The organism is Legionella pneumophila subsp. fraseri (assembly GCF_000586315.1).
Taxonomy (GTDB): domain Bacteria; phylum Pseudomonadota; class Gammaproteobacteria; order Legionellales; family Legionellaceae; genus Legionella; species Legionella pneumophila_B.
The window spans coordinates 39,546-59,333 of sequence record NZ_JFIM01000014.1 but is presented as its reverse complement, the minus strand read 5'-3'; the positions used below and the strand labels follow the sequence as shown (position 1 = coordinate 59,333).

Below are 19,788 nucleotides of genomic sequence, written 5' to 3'. Positions count from 1 at the left end.
AGAATATTAGTTTTTGACTGATTTCAGACCATTTCTTTTAATGATTATCTAATATTTTGCTGTTATAATGTCCTCTTTATGACCGCTATGTTTTTATGAGGACCACAATGACACCTTTATTCCCAACCAAAGGCCCTATTACCATCCGACAAGGTATTGGCGGTAGTTGCTATCTTTTATCATCCCTGGATTGTATTTTAAATCTTGGAGAGGAAGGGGAGCAATTAATTAAATCACTGTTTACCCAAACAGAAGATGGCAAGGTTATCGTAAGAATCAAACGTCATGAGGCATTAAAAGATAATTTACAAAAGAATAAAATGACTGGGAAATACACCCATTACGTGGATGAACTCAATAATGAAGATGTGTTTGAGATTAGTCCGGAAAGATTAAAGGAAATTGATAATCAATACGGCGGGGTAAAAAGTAATTCACTGGCAATAAAAATTTTGGAGCGTTTGGTTTCTTATTATTATGCGGGGGATTGGAGTAATACTAATCCTCTGGCAAGCGTTGTTGCCCATGATATACCAGACAGAATCGCCGGTTTTACTTCCACGGCTTTTTTAGGCAAATTTTTTGGCATTCAAGCGGAAGACATTCCATACTCCAAGCTTGACGATATCATCAAATTGAAATTAATGAATCCTGATGAGCCTGTTTATATTAGTATGTCTTATGGAAAGGTCGATGGCTTTGGGAAGTTTCATGGCCGCCATGCTTTAAGAATAGACAAAATTATTCCTAAAAGTTCCGGAAATTATGATTTTGTTTTAATCAATCCGCACGATAACTCTAAAACAGAAACTTATAGCTTAGATGATCTTAACAAGCGAAACTGCCGATTTTGCCTTTTTAATACCAATATCCATAGAGCCAGTTTGACAAAAAAATTATTGACGCTTTCCAACGAGGAGGGGAGCTATGTTTTTGCCAATTCTGGGTTGCAGAAAAGGCTGATATCTTTGGAGGAAATGAATCTTCTAACTAGCAACAAAATTATTTCTTCTTGTATTAGTTTGCATAAGCAAATCCCTTATCTTGAAAAATTTTTCCTTAAGCTGTCAGTGGATGAAAAGAAAATACTAACCACTTGCATAGCCAATGCGGATGGTTCTAAAAAAGAATTCCTAAAATTACTCATAAGCCGTATCCCCGCACTGGACTTGCTTGAGCTGGTTCTTGGCGAAGAAACATCTCAAGAATTACTAGGCGAGGTTTTGACGGAATTAGCCTTGACAAACCCCGTCGAAGAAAACAAATTAAGTCCCAAAGCGGGTATAAACTTTAATGACGAGGCTTTTCTCAATTTCATAGTGAAGTCCGCAATACAACAAAAAATCAATCAATTAGGCTACACACCTGAAAAAGCGAAACAAGAAATTGAATCCGGGATAATCAATTTTTACTTTGGTGGAGCATCTTCCTGTTTGACAAGAGCATCAGGATTAAGAGCTTTATTTATAGCCAATGTTTTCTCTAAAAAATCAATAGAAATTTTATTTGCGCCGAAAGTTCGTTTTGCAAAAGCAATTGCCAACTATCTCACACTAAAGACTTTACCAGATTTATTGATTGAGTACATAAAAAGCAAAGACGCATCGACCATTGATGAGGAGTTTTTTGATGTCGTTTTTGCCAGTGCAATGTTTAAAGAACCAGATGAACTATTCATAAATTTGTTCGGATTAAGCCAAATTAATCCTGAAGTGGCAAAAGCTTTATTTATTTTCGCGTCTCAAAAAATTAATGCTCTATTTGGCATCTCTTTAGACGAGTACGCTAAAAAAGTCGCTTTAAAAAATTCAGGTGAATTTAAATCATGGTTTGAGTCTTTATCTAATCCACAACCAGTGAAAATTCCTGAAATTGATAATGTATTAAGGCAAAAACGAGTTGAAGATGCTAAAAGAGTGATTTCAGATATCGTTCAGCGCATCAATTCTTTTCCATTTAGTTTTGAAGGTTTTAAAACTGTTGCCCATATTAATCTTAATGCAGAAGAGCTCAGAGGCCAACTTAAGCAAATAATTAATTCTGGCGAATTGCAAAATGCGTTGCAAGTGCTTGATTTACCTGATGAACATCCGGAAGTTCAGAAGGCTTTGCAACGTAAGTTACGCATGATAGACACCGCAGCTAATCGACGTTTGGATTTTCTCAAGAAATATGAAGCGGATATAGATGAACAGGTCAGGCAAATAAGAGAATTCCCAATCAACTTTAATGATGCGAATACCATAGTCGCTATTGAATCACAACGTATTCTGTTGAACAAAAAACTTCACACACTGGTCAAGGCTGAAGATCTTTTGGGCGAACAATTAATCGGCAATCCAAAAATAAAAATTGTCTATTATGCTCAGGTTGAAAAGATCAATTCGCAGGCTGAATTATTGCAAAAACAGCTTCTTGATGAGGGGCAAAAGGTTATCGATTCTGTTGAGAAAAGAATTAATAATTTTGCAGTTCGTTTTAATGATAGAAGTACTTCTTCTGCAATAGAACGGCAGCGTAATCATTTATTACAACAACTGGATAATCTGGTTAAACCGAATCAAGCCTTGTTAAGTGCGGGAAAGGTTCTGGATTGCACGGATTTACACCCATCGATAGCTAGAGCACTGCAAGCTAAAAAGCAAACAATAAATGAAACTGCTGATCAACTGCTCGTTAAAATAAATGCTCAAGAAGTAGTAAAAAGCTATGAAAAACAAATCAGGGAATTTCCGGTAAGTTTTAACAGGTGCCAATCAGTTGAAGAAGTAATTGCCAGAAAACAGGATTTAATTCAATCGGTTCAAAATTTGGTGGAAAGCCAGCCAGATTTGCTTAAGGCCCAAGAAGAGCTTCAACTATCATCCGGTGAGAATCATAGTGACATCAGAATGGCTCTGGCAGATAAAATTCGTGAAATCAACAAACAAGCTGATGCGATGTGTAAGCGGATTAAGAACCAGATCGCAGCGACAAAAGAAACTTTGAATATTCTTGCCGAAATTAAATTTTCCGAGCACTTAAAAGCTATAGAAAGTATGGTTAAAACAATGGAAGCCAAAGCGGTTGGAGATAAAAATTATCAACGTGCAGCACCCATAGCAAGAACATTTTATAGTGATTTATTAATGGCTGAAGAGCATTTCAAAAATTCGCATCTGCCCAGGAATGTGAAATGTAGGGATTTTCATCAGGCTTGTGTCGCCGCCATCAATGCGACTTTACCTGTTTTAGAGGTGCATCGTGGCTGGAAACAAGTTCTTGCTGATTTAGCGAGTGCTTTAGTCACTTTATGCACTTTGGGCGGAGCCAATTTATACGCGGGGAGATGGCGATTATTTCCTGTACCCACCGAGTCTGAAAAAATTGTCAAAGATTTTTCATTGTCAATGCAACCGCTCGCTGTCAGAGCCTGATGAAATTGATTTGATATTATTTGGACTGGTTGTCAGGCTTCACATAGTTTATTTGTTTGCTATCAGAATAAACTTTGTGAAGCTCGACGGTTCTTTTACCGCTTCAAAATATTTTTCATGAGTTCCTCAACGATCTGAGAGTTAGCAAGGGTTGTTAAATCTCCCAGCTCATCAATGTGGGAAACTTCTTTGCAAGCAATTTTTCTTAGTATTCGGCGCATAATTTTACCTGAACGGGTTTTCGGCAAATCATTTACAAACTGAATGACATCTGGTTTGGCAATAGCGCTGATTTCATCCTTGACTCGCTCCATCAATTCAGTCTGGAGTTTGGCATCCGGCTCATTTCCCTGTTTCAGAATGACATAGGCAAATATGCCTTGCCCTTTTAAATCGTGAGGAATACCTACAACACCAGCTTCTGCCACCTTAGGATGGCTGACTAAGGCTGATTCAATTTCAGCAGTACCCAATCGATGCCCGGAAACATTAAGTACGTCATCAATTCGGCCTGTAATCCAATAGTCTCCGTCTTCATCTCGTCTGGCGCCATCGCCAGTGATGTAATAGCCATTGGATAAATAAGTGTTGCAGTATCTTTGGTGATCTCCTGCAATGGTTCTTGCCATAGAAGGCCATGGGTATTTGATAGCCAAAAATCCTTCTCCAGCACCATTAATTTCATGCCCTTGCTCATTCAACAGGACTGGTATGATCCCCGGAACGGGTTTACGAGCAGAGCCTGGTTTGATAACTTCATCGCTGGCGCTGGGACTAATCATAATGGCTCCGGTTTCTGTTTGCCACCATGTATCCACTATCGGGCATTTCCCTTGCCCAACTTTTTGGTGATACCAATTCCATGCTTCCGGGTTAATTGGCTCACCTACTGAACCCAGTAAACGAAGAGAACTTCTTGAGCTTGAGTTTAGCCATTGATCGCCTGCTCTCATGAGGGAGCGGATGGCCGTAGGGGCTGTATAGAATACATTCACTTGATGCTTATCAATGATGCGCCAATTCCTTGCTGCGTCAGGCCAAGTGGGTATTCCTTCAAACATCAACGTAGTAATGCCATTGCATAGGGGGCCATAGACGACATAACTATGGCCTGTAATCCAACCTACATCAGCAGTGCACCAAAATACTTCATGGTCCTGACAATCAAATATCAGTTGATGCGTATAAGCGGCCTGCACTAAATAGCCGCCTGTGGTATGTACCACTCCTTTCGGCTGTCCAGTGCTTCCAGAGGTATAGAGAATAAACAGAGGATCTTCTGCGCCCATTGTTTCCGGCGCGCATTGATCCGATACGGTTTGTTTCAGCTCATGCCACCAATGCTCTTTATCTTTATCTAGTGTTATTGAGGTATTAGAGTTTTTAACAATCAGTTTGGTGATATTTAGATCCCGGCTGGCTTCATCGGCCTGTTTCTTTAAAAGGATAGTTTTTCCACCACGTTGAAACGCATCCGCAATGATTAAATATTTGCAGGACGAGGCTACTAATCGCTGTTGCAGTGCATGGGCTGAAAACCCGGCAAACACCACGGTATGAATAGCCCCAATGCGAGCACAAGCCAGCATGGCAATGGCCGCTTCAGGAATCATGGGCATGTAAATGCCTACCGTATCACCTTTGCGAACATTTAGGCTTTTTAACACATTGCTCATTTTACATACTTCAGAATAAAGCTGCGCAAAAGTCAGGGTTTTATTTTGGTTTTCATCATCACTTTCCCAAATGATGGCCGTTTGATTCGCTTTATGGGGTAAATGCTTATCCAGACAATTAGCGCTCACATTGAGCAAGCCGCCTTGAAACCATTTCACATCGCCTTTGTGTAATCCTCCCTGCAGGGTAATACTCCAAGGTTGTATCCAGTCAATGGTTTGTGCGGCAATTTCAGACCAAAATTCAGATAAAGATTCTTCTGTAGGTGTTAAATGAGGGTGCCTTAGATGAACGGGAAGCATGCTACACCTCTTGTGTTTTGCCAATGTGTTTAATAATGGCTGAAAAATCGATATCACCAAGGCCTTGATCGACAAATTGTTGATAAATTTCAGTTGTTTTGGCGCCAAGGGGTGTTTCAATGTGTACTGATTTCGCAGTATTTTGACTCAATAACAAATCCTTCAACATCATGTTTGCTGCAAACCCTGGCTTATAATTATTATTTGCAGGAACATTGTCCAATATTCCCGGCACAGGGGCGTATTTGCTCATAGCCCAACATTGACCTGATGAATTGTTTACCACCTCAAATAATTTTTCATTAGATAATCCTAACTCTTTCGCCAGAATGAACGCTTCTGATATGGCAATCATTGTGGTGCCCAGTATCATGTTATTGCAAATTTTGGCTGCTTGCCCACTGCCTGCACCGCCAGTGTGAATGATTTTTTTCCCCATAGCAGAGAGCATGGGATGCGCCGCATTATAAGCCTCTATTTCACCACCGACCATGAATGTCAATGTGGCTGCGGCCGCGCCCGCTACGCCGCCAGAGACGGGGGCATCGACGACCAGAAGATGATTTTCTTTCGCTATTTGATGAGTTTCTCGAGAGCTTTTTACATCAATTGTAGAGCAATCGATGTACAATGAGCCAGCATTTAACTGACTGAATATACCATCTACACCAAGGCATACGTGTAAAACTTGCTGTCCGGTTTGTAACATAGTAACAATGACATCTTTGCCTTTTGCCAATTCCTGCAAGTTATGGGCAATAGCTCCTCCTTGTTCAGCAAAATGCTCAAGTGCTGATTGTTGCAAATCATAGCCCATGACACTATGACCAGCTTTCAAAAGATTAATGGCCATTGGAAAACCCATATGACCCAATCCCACAAATCCAATATTAGCCATATATTTCTCCGTAATAAGCCTGATTAATCATGAGTGGGCATGGCAAAGCTGCTGTCCTTTAATTCAGTTATTGGCCATTTGCTGGTAACCGTTTTGCGTCGAGTATAGAAATGAATACTTTCCTCTCCATGCATGTTGGTGTCTCCAAACACAGATCGCTTCCAGCCTCCGAAAGGATGGTTAGCAATGGGAACAGGTATTGGAATATTAACCCCGACCAAGCCTGCTTGAACCCGTTGACTATACTCACGAGCTGTAAAGCCATCTCGAGTGAAAATAGCAGTGCCATTTCCATATTGGTGTTTATTGACCAAAGCAAGAGCTTCTTCAAAATGGTTGACTCGCACGATAACCAGTACGGGGCCAAAAATTTCATTTTGATAGACAGACATTTCTTCGGTCACTTCGTCAAACAAACAAGGTCCCAGGTAAAAACCCTGAGGGTATTGAGGATGTTGGAAGGTTCTGCCATCGATAATCAAGCGAGCACCTTCATTAACCCCTTTTTCAATAGCAGCCAACACTCTCTGCCGGTGAGCCTGGCTGATAAGAGGCCCCATATCCGCGCCCTCAACATCTCCCGCGTCTACACGAATGGCTCGAATGAGGGGAGCAATTTTATTGATTAAGGCATCTGCTGTATGTTGACCAACCGTTACAACGACCGATAACGCCATACAACGCTCTCCAGCCGAACCATAGGCTGCTCCGACGATAGCATTAGCGGCTTGATCCAAATCGGCGTCAGGCATAACCACACAATGATTTTTAGCCCCGCCAAAAGTATGTGCCCGCTTTCCATAGGCTGCTGCAGTGGTATAGATGTATTCGGCAACAGGAGTGGAGGCGACTGCAGTAAAGGCAGCTATATCCGGATGGGCCAGTAAATGCTCGACAGTCGTTTTATTACCCTGGATACAATTGGCAACGCCCGGAGGTAAACCGGCATCACTTAACAGTTCCAGCAAGCGGATGGGCGCCGACGGATCTTGCTCGGAGGGTTTAAGGATAAAGGTATTTCCACAAGCAATGGCAGGAATCATCATCCAAATGGGTACCATGACAGGAAAATTAAATGGAGATACTCCGGCACAGACTCCCAAGGGTTGTCGAAAAGTATGACAATCAATATGGCTGGCCACTTCGGCAGAAAAATCCCCCTTCAGCTCGTTGACAAGCCCACAGTGCAATTCCACCACTTCAATGCCTCTGGCCACTGAGCCTTTGGCGTCATCCAGGGTTTTTCCATGTTCACGAGTGACTATTCGTGCCAGATCCGTTTGGTATTTTTCCAACAACTCTCTAAATCGGAATAAAACCCGTGCTCTTTTTATAGCTGGGGTTTGTGACCATTCATTTCCTGCTGCTTTAGCAACAGCCACAGCTTTGTCACAGGTTGCCTTTGACGCAAAATGAACTTGGCCAATAATTTCACCCAGAGCCGGATTATAAATGGCTTGAGCTTCCGTATCAGTTTCATTAATAAGTTGTCCACCAATATAGTGAGGTACATTGTATCCCATTTTTAAACTCCTTGTATTGAAAGGCAGTAGCTAGATAATAGTTAGAGAAACAGGACTGACATTAATTTTTTGTCATTTATTTCTAGCCAATGATCGCCATTACTTAATGATTAGTCACTTTGTGTTTTAAGTGTTACCTGATATCGTCGATCTGATTGGCTACCTTGTGAACCTAGTGTTTCAACGACTTCAAAATGAGCTGGATTGCCTGCTTTTTTTAAAGCATTTTGAATGGCATCATCAATCCCGGATTCTGAAAAACCGGTAAAATCCTCTATACTTTTCATAGCTATCCTTTTACTATTCCTCCAAAAAAACTAGTTTAGCATGAAGTAATGCTATTAAGGCAATTAACTTCCTGATATCTTAGGCTAAATATATAATTCAATTGTTAATTCAAAACATTGTCACTTTGAATTATTTATACAATAATGAGGAAATTAAGGCAGTAAGGGAATTAAGCTATGGGAAAAGGTATAATTTTACGTGTTTTGGAAAATACAATATTATCTCCTGAGGTATTTGATACACTAGAGCGGCTTCTACCTGGTTACAAATTAGAGTATTTTAAAGAGCAGCCAGATTATCGTAAAAGTATCGCTCGCCGGATAGACAGCCTTCATGATGCCTTTTCATTTATTTTAAAAGCTTATCCTCTTGACCCAAAACATACTTCACTGACGGTTGAAACCTTAAGTACTTATGCTGCGGAATGCAAGGCTTCATGTGATCTGGAAAAGCTGACATTAGAAGAGTTGCATTTTGAACTGGAACGATTTACTGCCAAACTGGTTGAAGCCATTTCAATCGCATGGAAATGGCCTAAAGGCAAGGCAGTCAAAGAAGCGATAGCCTGCCTTAATGAAGCAGAGCAATATGTGCTAATGAGCCGAGGCCGTAGTGATATCGCTACGATAATGCCCATTGAAATGGACAGTGAGACAAAGTATGTTTTGCAATATGACGAGTCCCTTTCTCCTGTTTATGAGCAATGGTTAAATGAATTAAAGCAATTAAAAGAATATAATTTTCCTAAAACACCTGCCTGGTTTAAAAATCTGCCGTCCTATCAACAGGCTTATTATTGTAATCTGAATTTAAGTTCAGTTGATCCTAAAAAAGCGCTGCAGCACTTTAATACATTTTTTGGCAATTGGGGAGATATTGCAAAACGGTCACTGAATTTGACCACGGAATTAAATCAAATACATACCAACTCACCGCCGTATCCTTCCTGGTTCAATGAATTAAGCCTTGCGCAGCAAGCCATGATTCGAGTCTTGTCTGCTACTCCGCATGAGATTAAATCCAGTTTAAAAGAGTTTAAAAAATTTATGGTCGAGCAGGCCAAAAATGAGCAATATGCTTTGACGCTGAGCTTAGTGCCTAAGCTTCCACAATGGTATTGGGTTTTGTCCGAGAAACAACAATACTTTTTGGAATATGCTCTCAAAAATGCAGAGAAAATAGAAGATGTCGTATCCTATTTATCAAGCCGGCACCGAACTTTGCCTGCTCCGGCAAATTATGGTGCACACAGTTTGTATTTAATCGATGGTGAGGGTAAAGAAACTTTATTTTATGACAAGAGGTATCGTTCAAGCCATGTTGCCAGTCGTGATTCATTAAAGTTTCCTGAAGATGTCCAGCAGCGTCATGTTGACTCCAACCTGGTCAAGGTGATGGAGTTTGCCAAACCACAACAGCCTTTCTTATTGCAAACATTAATTAGCCCTATCCATGCGGTAGATTATATTCCGACAGTGGTTACTGACTTTTTACCTGAATTACCTCCGGATCTGGAGTTGTATAAAATTGCCCGAGATGCGGCCACTCGGAGCAAGCGCAGGCATGAAATATTCCAACATAATCATCCTTTTAATATTGCCAAGCGTTATTATTATACCCAGGCAACGGATAAAGACAGCGAGTTTTTATTAAAAGCGGCGCAGAAATGTGTGTCTACCAAGCCCGGATTACAGGCGTTAATCGATGATTATAAGGCTGTTTTAGAGTCTCCTTTAGGATCTGCAACGTTTTGGGATTACGATGGCAGGGAATTATTCCTTAGCTCTTTGGAAGAACTAATCATTCTAACCATGAGTGGGTATAGCTATGGTTCCTGTGTCAGTGGTAAAGACAGAAAAGCAGTCGAGTTGTTGCATACTGATGCCATGATTTTGTATAAGGCAAAATATGGAAATTGGCCTAAATTTGGAATTCCCAAAGAAAAAGAAGAACGAGTCAATTTTATCAATATTGTTGTAGATCTTTATATCTCCAGGCATCAACATGAGCTTGCAGGGCAAAATGCGCCAGGTTCAGAGGGAATCAAAACGCCTGACTGGTACTGGCCAAACGATATCGCTGAGGCTATTAACAAGCGTTTAGGGAGTGAGAAAGCATTAGCCTATGATGACCGATTAGCCACTGATAATGAAGTGAAAAATATTAGCAAGGATTTGCGTTCCTTTTTTCTACCAGAAAACGAATTGCATTGCTTGTTAATTGCCAAACAGCTGGGCGAAAAAATGTGCACCAGGCTTTATGATGTGCTAAGCGCTTTAATCAATGAAGAGCGCAGATTTCAAAAATCAAGCAAAGATTCCTGGAAATTACGGTGGTTCTCTGATAAAGATGTGAGCTCAACGCCGACTGGAATACTCAATATCCGTGAAGTAATGCACGATGAAAACTCCGGCAATGATAATATTCTGCGTATTGGAAAAATATTTGCAGCCGTTTTAAATCGGCCAGAAAGTGATTCATCGAGGACTACAGCAACCAATTCAGTATATGATCGTATTAGGAAATTATTACAACCTCTGACATCAGAAGCTACATTACAAACATTGGCAGATGAAGCGATTTTAGAATGGTCTTCTTTATTTGAGAGTTCCAAAAGAGAAAACAGCGGATTGGTTTATATGTAATGTTTAAGAAGTAGAATTGAAAACCGTTCCATGCCATTTGCTGAAGCGCGAGACCCGTATACTCTGCAGTAATACGGGTCAAATTAATCCTTGCAATTTAAAGCAAATGTTCCAAACCATAAACCAGGTTATTTAAACTTAATACTTTTTGGCAAGCCAGTACTATTCCCGGCATAAAACAGCGGCGATCGATACTGTTATGTGTAATAGTTAATGTCTCGCCAATATTGCCAAAAAGGACTTCTTGCCGGGCAAGCAATCCAGGTAGTCTGAGGGAATGGATATTAATATCATGATGAGAGCCGCCACGGGCCCCTGGGGTTAATTCTTTTAACGCAAGCTTGTTTTTTGGATTTTTGCGTGCCGCAGCTATCATTTCTGCAGTTTTTAAAGCGGTCCCTGATGGCGCATCCAATTTTTGTTGATGATGACCTTCAATAATTTCTACCTCCGAAAAGTATTCAGACACTTTCGTGGCGAGCATCATCATTAAAACGGCACCAAGAGAAAAGTTAGGCGCAATAATTCCACCCATTTGTTTTATTGCACAAAGCTTGCTGAGTTCATCGATTTGCGTTTCAAGCAATCCCGATGTTCCAATAACAGGTCGGGCGCCATGATTAATAATGGTTAAAGAATTTTCATAGACGCAGTCTGCTCTTGTTAAATCAACAACTATTTGTGCTTGGGTGTCCAGTATACTTTGACCAAGGTTGTCCTGTCTGCTTAGTTTGGCAACTATTTCAAACTGCTCATGGTTTTCCAATGTTTCACAGGCGAGTACTCCCATTTTTCCGTGGGCACCATTCACAATGACACGTGTTCGCATTTATAACTCCGAATTATTTACATGGCTTACGAAAAAAACCAATCTTTTTGTTAAAAACATTTTCTTGCCTCGACCTTGGCATTTTTCGTAAGTCCTGATTTAGTTATATGTTGGATAAAAACAGGATTGGGATATTTATTGTTTGGTGTGAGACGCCGGGGTAAGTGGATTGACTGCCCGCCATGCCCAGATTGAAGCAAAAGGCCAGCCAATCAGCGTCGCTTGCATAATCAAGGCAACAACAGCTCCGCCTGGATTGTCTTTAATCAATAAAACCAACCAAGGGATGAATATAGCAAGAATTGAAAGTATTATCCTCATTTTGTAATCACCATTTATACATGATTGAGCGATAAGGTTTCCTTATTTAGTAATCTGGCAAGTATCCTATGCTCTATTCTGTCTGACTTAAATTAATTATAGACATATCATAATGTATTTTGCTAATTGGATACAAATCAAAAGGCATTCAGCTTAATGGAAATAATAAAGAAGGCTTGCAAACAACCAATAAACATTGTACATTGTGCGCTCATTCCTCGAGTAACTAATAGCATAATTTACACCATCTGACTTCACGATATGACTATCATACATTCAAGGTCGACAGACTTTTGCAAATCAAATGATTTTGATAATTTTCATGCCAATAGACTAAACACAATAAGGGTACCAGAATGAGAAAGCAGGCGCTGCACCCACGAACCGCTGTTATCAATAAAGCACAAAAAAATCAATCCAAACGTGCACGATCAGACGCATTATTATGGCTTGCGGCTAATTTTCCTGAGGCATTTGATAATTCCTTGCGTATTCGGCCATTAAAGATTGGTATTATGTCTGACATATTGCAGCATGCAGAAAAAGCAGAGCAAGTTGGAATTTCTAAAAGTAAATTAAGAGAAGCGGTCGTTCTTTTTACCCGTCGTCTTGATTATCTGGCGTGCCTGAAGGCACGTGAAGTCCGTATCGATTTGCAAGGAAATCCAGTGGCGGAGGTTACGGAAGAAGAAGCTGAGCATGCTTCCATGAAAATTAAAAAACGTGTGGAAAAGAGTGTTAAAAATGCTCGCAAACAAGTAAGTGGAAAAGTAGTTACTCATTCGCATGTCAATAATCAACAGAGTACAATTTCCAGCATTAAGCCAATCAATTCGATTGACTCTCATCCTGAGCCTGTTTTGCCAGTATATCCCCTCAGGAGTTCTGCGTATACATCACAAAATACGGCCATGCAATCCGCCAAGCCATCATCCGTAGTAGTCAAACATAAAGCGCCAAAGCAATATGATCCGGATGCCGTAGCTCGTTTAAAAGAAAAATTAGGATTGTCTCGAAAAGCAGAAGATAAAAAGGAAACAACAGAGTAAATGCGAATAGCGACATTATTTTCAGCAGTACTGTTTATTTCTCCACTATGGGCTGCGCCAAAATTCTTTCCATCCCAACCTGCCTTGAATGGAGTATATGACATTAAGGGAACTGAATTATGCAGTACAGCAAAGCATACTTTAGCCTACTTAAATAAAGGCAAAAATTATGATCCCCAAGTGATTCACGATGGAAAAGTCATTAAGATTTCTTTAGACAGAGTGAAAAAAACCTTGGAATTTATTTGTCAAAACCAAAAAAAATTAAATAACCCGGATTTTGTAAAACAGCACTTCGATTTTATTCGATGGTATCCTGACTTAAGGCAAGCGAAACAATTATCTGCCAATAAACCATTATTACAAAATATACCCAAAGATAAGATATTGATGACTAAATATTTTGTGCATTTGGCAGGTGCCAGTCCCAAACCAAGCTCCGCGAAACCCTATCCTTTGTATGCTTTGCCTGAAGACGAGCAGAATTTGACTCTGGATGAAGCAAATGCCAAACCAGGACTGATCCGTTTCAAATATGGTAAGCAAGCGATATTATCCGGTGCTCTTAAAAATCAACCGGTTAGCGAATTGGCTTATTTAAGTCGAGATGATTTGGAGGCGGCTTTACTGCAAGGTACTGTTGTCGCGGATTTTGGACCGACTGCGGGTAAGAAAATATTTAATGTCCATCGTAGTAATAATATTACTTATGATCGAACTAAAACCCCCTATCAGCAGGAGCGATTTTGGTATTTCAAGGAAGTTGATGGAATTAAAGGTTATGGTAAGGACGCTGAATACAAAATTACAGTTAACCCCAAGGTGACCTTTGCGGCTGATTTGGCTGAGTTTGGTTTAGGGAAATTACTGATGATTCAGTATCAAGACAAATCAGGACGCCCAATGACTAAAATGGGCATCCTGGCTGATACTGGGGGCGCTTTTAATAATAATTTATATCAAATTGATTATTTGGCAGGAAGCTTTGCAGGAAAGGACGCTTTGTACAGGGCTACTCGAGATTTACCTGATTATGTTGATGCTTACTTTATGATTTTAAAGCAACCTTAGGCATTTAACATGATTACTTTTGCCATTGCTGTTTACGCACTGTTCACGGGGTAAGTCCTGAGTGTAGAATGATTTTCTACCAATATAGCCTATTGAGCCTTACAATTTGGTAAATTCGATTTCACCTTCTTGTCCTTCTTCCTTGCGTGGTGAAGGGCCATCAGGATCTTTTATGGTATGGAGCTCTTCTTTAAAGCTTATTGATTTTTCTATATTCTTTATTGATTGTTCCATTTGTTTTTGGCGATAAATATAAACCAAACTGCCCCCGGTTTTTATTGCTTCGGTGATGCTTGCTGTAATGATTGTAATAAACTGCATGAATTTTCTCAGGAAATGAGTGCCTTTATCAGCTGAAATTAATTTTTCAATAAAGACAGTGTCATTGGGTAATAATTTAACTTTTAAAGCACGTTGCCTTATTGGGATGTCTCTATTTTGTAATTCTCTATTGATGTTCTCAATATACTCTTTGACATCCTGATTTTTGGGGGGGAGTTTTGCACTGAATAGGCGGAGCCTGTCGTAGGCTTCAAAAACTATCAAATGATCAGGCAAATGTTTTTTTTCAAATTCTTTCAATCCTTGCAGCAACTCTTTTGAACAGTCATCGGCATATAGAAAGCGATTTTTATTTTTTTTGTAATATTCTCTGGCAATTTGTTCATATTCCTGGGCAATCGGCGCTTTAAGCGTTGTATAAACAAGGTGATTACGTAATGACACTTCGAACTGCATGTCCATTAAGACATTTCTGGTTTGATTGGGGTTTTTATCTTCAAGCAACACCATCTGTTGCCTGAGGAAAGCTAATTTATCGTTCTTAATCTCAATTTCAAATGCTATTTCATGATTCGAGGGATCTTCGGACAGCTTTTTCTTTAATGTTTGCAGATCGCTTTCGGTTTGTCTGATGAGAATATTGACATAAGTGGTATCGTCCAGAATAGATAACTTTTTACTAAAAGGCATGTCTAATTCCAAGGCAGCAGATAAGAATAATTGGTTGACTGCAGCCATGGCTGGATTAATTAATGTGCCTGGTTTTAAATTCAGGTAGTCTTCTTCCTGAGATAATTTCGTAAGTAAATCTCTATACGCATTTTCTTTTATCTTGGGGAAGTCATAAGTAACCAAGGTATTGACCATGCCAGCTACCTCAGCTGCCTGAGCCCCAGCCCGTTGAATTTGTTCTAATAAATCAAGAAGAACTTTGATCGTTGCAATATTAAAACCATACTTCTCTTCTAATGTTTCTTTCAATCTGCTAATTTCAGCGTCCATAAATTCTTCATTCGCTAATTGTTCTCGGGTAAACGAACGAATAACCTTGGGCTGTTGACCAAACGCATTTTTGTATCTGGAACTTAAATAGGCTCTTGCTTTCTCTAACTGAGGGGAGGCCAGGTGCGCGTATTTTACCCCCAGTTTTGCAGCTTTTTTTCCTACCGATTCATTACGATCGATTTGTACTTCACGAACTCCAGCTTCAAAAAATGCTTTTTCAATACGATGGTCTCTTGGAGTTTTTCTTTTTAACAATTCTTTATGGGCCTTATTAAGAATAAACTGAAGATCGGCCCAATCTTCTTTGTTGTAATTGATGGATTGAATCTTATTACTGAAACTCAATACAGTCCGAACTAATGGACCATAATGCTCTTTTAACTCAGGAGAAAATCGTTCCACTGCCATTTTTAATTCATGAGCATGGTTTGCAATTTCTACCAACGCTTTTGTTTGCGATACAAGGCTGTCGCTCTTTTTCATTTGCTCGAATTGTTTTAAAGCGGTTTCCAGGTGATATAATCCGTTTTCGACTTCTTTAATTTGCCTTACCATGAGTGGATCTTTGTCATTTATCACATGCAACGGCTTGCCTTGAGGTTTGATTAAATATTTTTGCACTCGAGTGGAGAAATTATCTCTGGTAAGAGCCGAAAATTGCTCTCGTATCATACCCACAGTAGATGACAATTTTAATTCTTGAATGTAAGCTAAATTACCACGAACGGTGTTAAGAGATGAGACCGATGTTGGTTTTAATTCTCCAGGGCCTACAGCAGGTTTCTTGCCTTCGATTTCTAAAAATGTTCTGCGCAGTTGGGGCATATTGATTTCTTTTGATACATCAGATTTTAACTCGAAAGATTTGGCTATAACATGATCTAAGGCTTTATCAATGACTGCAATTTTTAATTCACAGGATTTTTTGTGTTCGTTTAAATTGTTTTCAACAGCAGGCTGCAATTTTATCAATTGAGAGACTGTAACCTTGATTTTATTGCTCTCTTCAGGTGGGGACGTTTCAAGTTGATTTAAAGCAGCAACAAAATCATTGCTTAATTCCAAATTACTATTTGCCATTGCGGATTGAATTTTTACAAAAGCAAGGCGCAATTGAACGAGCTCATTTGGCTTTATGTTGGAGAGTGGTTGACCTGAATAGTTTTTAAGTATCCCGAAAAAAGTGTTAACCGCTTTTTTTTGCTCTTCTATTTGGATCAATGCAAGGCAGTGTTCCGTTTTTTTAGCCATTAAGCGCTCCATGCGCTTGTCGCCCATATAGAATGAAAGAGGAATTTTTTGCAATTTAAAATCAGGTTTGGTTTCAATAATTTCATTAAGCTTGTCGTTAATTTGGTCTAATTCCAGGGCAATAGGTGCTGATAAAAAGCCAGGGGTTAAGTAGTGACGAGTCTCAATTTCATCAAGCATCATCATCAAATTGGGATAACCTTCTTTTAACCATGACTGGTATTGTCGAATAGTGACTTCCTGCAGGTTGGTTCCTTCAAGTTGAATTTTTTTATTTAATTCGATAAGACCAGAGATAGCGCTGAATCCTTTGAACATGCTCATTAAGTGGGCATTTTCTTCAAAAAACAATTCAAATACTGCGCCTATGGCTTCAATTTTTTTGTTGCTGATTCTTAACTCATCAATTGATTTCTCAGATTTTTGATCCAATGAACTTGAAATATTGTTCAATAACCTTGGAATTTCTGAAAATAATTTAACCAGAGAAGCGGTTTGCGTTATTTCATCCGTTTTAGGTTGAACTGTATTAATTCCCTGACCTAAAATGCTTCCCAGTTGTTGCGCTATATCAAGCTCACTGAATTGACGTGCCCATCCATACTGATTAACCAGCTTGTTTGCTTCGATAATCACAGGCGCTATTAAATCGTGGTTCTCACGAATTAAATTGTGAATGTCTGAGAAATCCTCGGTGAACAATGTAAATGATTTGTACACTTGAGATAATGCCGCTACGCCTTGATGTGCTGCAGCAACCTTGCCCAATGTAGTGCTGGTATCTATGCCATGCCAGGTCTTAAGAGCACACTCCGCATGATACATACTGTTGATGATTTTTTTTATTGCCGCGATTTGTGGCGGGTCTTGATCAAGATGAACAAATGGAACGCCATGTTCCTGTGGGTTTAGACTGTCGGCTATGGCAGGAGATAAGGTGGATTTAAACTTACTTAATAACAATGCCCGAGCAGCACTGATTTTATCAGCATAATCCAATAATTCAGTCGTTTTTTCTTTTGGTTTTTTTTCATTTCCCTTTACAGTTTCTTCAGGTAACGTTTTTGTTTTTTCCGGAGATGTTTCGAGTGGACTTCCGGGCCTGGCTTGGCCTTCTATTTTTAATTGTTGCAAGGCGGATAAGTCATTAGCTGTATAATTGGTGTCTGAGAAAGATGACCCTAAAGTCATAATTTGTTGCAACAGTGGAGCTAGCGCTTTTTGACCCTCTGGTGAAAGTTCTTTGACACTTGATTTTAGTTTGGAGGCTGCAGAAGCGATTGCGATAAAATAATGCAATCGGATCATAATCCCATAGCTCAAATCTATTTTTTCAAAATCTTTAAGCGCTTTTTCTAATTGAAACAAATTATTTTCAACGGTTTTAATTTGTTTCACCAACCCAGGATCATTTTCACTGATTTTATATGGAAGAGTTGAAAAACAGGCTTGATATTTTTCTGGTAAATGGCGATGAATCAGAGTATCGACACTTGTTCTTGTGCCATTTACTGTAGTCGATAATTGCATTTCCTGAATGGCTGTAAGTGTTCCACGAAGATTGACCAGTTTCGACGGTTTCACTGCAACAAATTCGGATGGGGGAGCCTCCATCTGAGAGGGTTGTTTTCTCAGGGTTGATTTTATAGCATTGAGACGAGCTTCCGCTTGATATTGTAGTACAGTTTCTTTTATTTTATCTGATCCGGTTCTTAATTTTTCACGGGCTTTTTCAGCAATCAGGATCTTAAATTGCTCGGACGCAATTTGGCTTGACAGAAAACGATCAACAGATTCCCTGGTTCCCAGGATTTTATCAACGTTGTAATTGACCACATAACTGGCTACATAACCTAAACCATCTTTGGCTAATTCCCACCATGATTTAGGTTTAGCTGGGGTTTTTTCAGGGCCGGTAGTGTTTAAAACAGAGGTTAACTGATTTTCAAGATCCAAACTGGCATGCGCCAGCGCTGTTTGTATTTGGGGATATAATTGTCTTAGCACTCTCCGATCCGGTTCTGTTATTTGTGAAAGATTCATGCCCTTATAGGCTTCCAGGATCTGATAAAAATCAGCAGTGGCCGCTAGTTGTTTTTCAGTAGCCATGATAACTTGCACACTTTTGACCTGAGCGTTATGAATTTTTTGCTCTCTTTGTCCCTGCAATGAGTCTATTGTTACAACTCGCTCAGTAACACCAAAACCAGGTTCAGATAAAATGTCATTCACTTGTTTACCCAAATGTTCTATCTGAGAACACAAATTGGCGGATAAGCTGCCTGGTTTTAAATAGTTTTGCCGTTCCAGTTGATCAGCGAAGGCGATTAATGTGGGTAAATAGTGATTTGCCCAGGAAACATATTGCTTAATGGATTTCTTGCTAAAATCAAAACCATCGTCTTGTATGTTCTTAAACCATTCCAATAAATCCTTTATGGCTTTGGAGTCTTCAAAATCACTGATACTTAATTTGCTGATAAAAGGGTTATTGTCCAGGTCATCAAGTAAGGCGCGAATCAATTCTACCGCTTGTTCTTTCTCTTTTCCCGGCATGTCCTTTTCTTGCAGTGTGGATATGGTTTCTACCAGTTTTGATATTTTTGAAAATGCGTCAACAAGAGGATGCGTATCATGCCATTTATCGATATCGGGACCTAATAAATCCATCCCTTGGAAGATCACTTTGGATGCTTTATCGGTCACATCCATTTCCATGAATTCTGATAACCAGCCAGACTCTTGCACGATGGCATACGCTTGAGTAAATAGAGGTTCAAGTAAATGGTAATTGTCTGCTATGACACTTCTTATTTCAGGGCTTGCCTCATCAAGTAAGCCCAAGGATTTGTATATCTGGGTTAGCGCGTGAATTAATTTTGGTGCTGCTTTGGCTTTACCCAATAGCGTACTGGTGTCAATGCTTTCCCAGCTTTTAAAAGCTTCCTCTGCATGATAAAGACAATTAATTACTTTTTTTAGAGTTGCAATTTGTGGTGGATCTTTCTCAAAATCAACAAAAGGAACGCCACTTGGTTGTGGAACGAGTTTTTCAGCTATCAGATCATCTAATTGAGTTTTAAGGGCTTGCAGCAGCAAACCTCTTACTTCATTTATTTGCTGCGATAATAGAGTTTCTGATGATTTTTTATCTGGCATTTTGATCACCTCTATGCTTAATAGTAGCATAGAGGTGATAATTTGATTAAAGTGTCATTAAAATAATCATTT

11 protein-coding genes are annotated in these 19,788 nt (G+C 39.6%); 4 read left to right on the top strand and 7 right to left on the bottom strand.

Annotated features, from left to right (window positions below):
- The first annotated feature begins 107 nt into the window (after positions 1 to 107).
- A complete protein-coding gene (locus tag CC34_RS0104100; protein WP_027228086.1) occupies positions 108 to 3,416 on the top strand; it encodes a coiled-coil domain-containing protein in 3,309 nt (1,102 codons plus the stop codon).
- Between the two features lie 95 nt (positions 3,417 to 3,511).
- Here CC34_RS0104100 and acs read toward each other — a convergent pair whose 3' ends face one another.
- The 4 genes from acs to CC34_RS1000000117340 all read right to left on the bottom strand — a co-directional run bounded on the left by acs (position 3,512) and on the right by CC34_RS1000000117340 (position 8,103).
- A complete protein-coding gene (gene acs / locus CC34_RS0104095; protein ID WP_028378856.1) occupies positions 3,512 to 5,395 on the bottom strand; it encodes an acetate--CoA ligase in 1,884 nt (627 codons plus the stop codon).
- A 1-nt stretch (position 5,396) separates the two neighbouring features.
- A complete protein-coding gene (gene mmsB / locus CC34_RS0104090) occupies positions 5,397 to 6,293 on the bottom strand; it encodes a 3-hydroxyisobutyrate dehydrogenase (protein ID WP_028378857.1) in 897 nt (298 codons plus the stop codon).
- A 23-nt stretch (positions 6,294 to 6,316) separates the two neighbouring features.
- Positions 6,317 to 7,816, bottom strand: a complete 1,500-nt coding sequence (locus CC34_RS0104085; RefSeq protein ID WP_027228089.1) for a CoA-acylating methylmalonate-semialdehyde dehydrogenase — start codon at positions 7,814 to 7,816, stop codon at positions 6,317 to 6,319.
- Positions 7,817 to 7,926: 110 nt separating this feature from the next.
- A complete protein-coding gene (locus CC34_RS1000000117340; protein WP_106228963.1) occupies positions 7,927 to 8,103 on the bottom strand; it encodes a dodecin domain-containing protein in 177 nt (58 codons plus the stop codon).
- A 177-nt stretch (positions 8,104 to 8,280) separates the two neighbouring features.
- On the opposite strand from CC34_RS1000000117340, the gene CC34_RS0104075 reads away from it, so the two are divergent.
- Positions 8,281 to 10,749 (top strand): hypothetical protein, encoded by a 2,469-nt coding sequence (locus tag CC34_RS0104075; RefSeq protein WP_028378858.1) that lies wholly within the window; start codon positions 8,281 to 8,283, stop codon positions 10,747 to 10,749.
- A 97-nt stretch (positions 10,750 to 10,846) separates the two neighbouring features.
- Here the strand turns inward: CC34_RS0104075 and dapB are convergent, their stop codons facing one another.
- Together dapB and CC34_RS0104065 are read right to left on the bottom strand one after the other, a co-directional pair.
- Positions 10,847 to 11,578, bottom strand: a complete 732-nt coding sequence (gene dapB, locus CC34_RS0104070; RefSeq protein WP_027228091.1) for a 4-hydroxy-tetrahydrodipicolinate reductase — start codon at positions 11,576 to 11,578, stop codon at positions 10,847 to 10,849.
- A gap of 135 nt (positions 11,579 to 11,713) precedes the next feature.
- Positions 11,714 to 11,899 (bottom strand): hypothetical protein, encoded by a 186-nt coding sequence (locus CC34_RS0104065; protein ID WP_027223239.1) that lies wholly within the window; start codon positions 11,897 to 11,899, stop codon positions 11,714 to 11,716.
- Between the two features lie 356 nt (positions 11,900 to 12,255).
- Between CC34_RS0104065 and CC34_RS0104060 the strand changes: the two genes are divergently transcribed.
- Entirely contained in the window at positions 12,256 to 12,948 is a 693-nt protein-coding gene (locus CC34_RS0104060) for a ProQ/FINO family protein (RefSeq protein WP_027228093.1), read from the top strand.
- Positions 12,949 to 14,019, top strand: a complete 1,071-nt coding sequence (locus CC34_RS0104055; protein ID WP_011945330.1) for a hypothetical protein — start codon at positions 12,949 to 12,951, stop codon at positions 14,017 to 14,019.
- Between the two features lie 99 nt (positions 14,020 to 14,118).
- Here the strand turns inward: CC34_RS0104055 and CC34_RS0104050 are convergent, their stop codons facing one another.
- The gene (locus CC34_RS0104050; RefSeq protein ID WP_080274094.1) at positions 14,119 to 19,746 is read right to left on the bottom strand and encodes an SdhB; all 5,628 of its coding nucleotides are present in this window, start codon (positions 19,744 to 19,746) and stop codon (positions 14,119 to 14,121) included.
- Positions 19,747 to 19,788 lie beyond the last annotated feature (42 nt).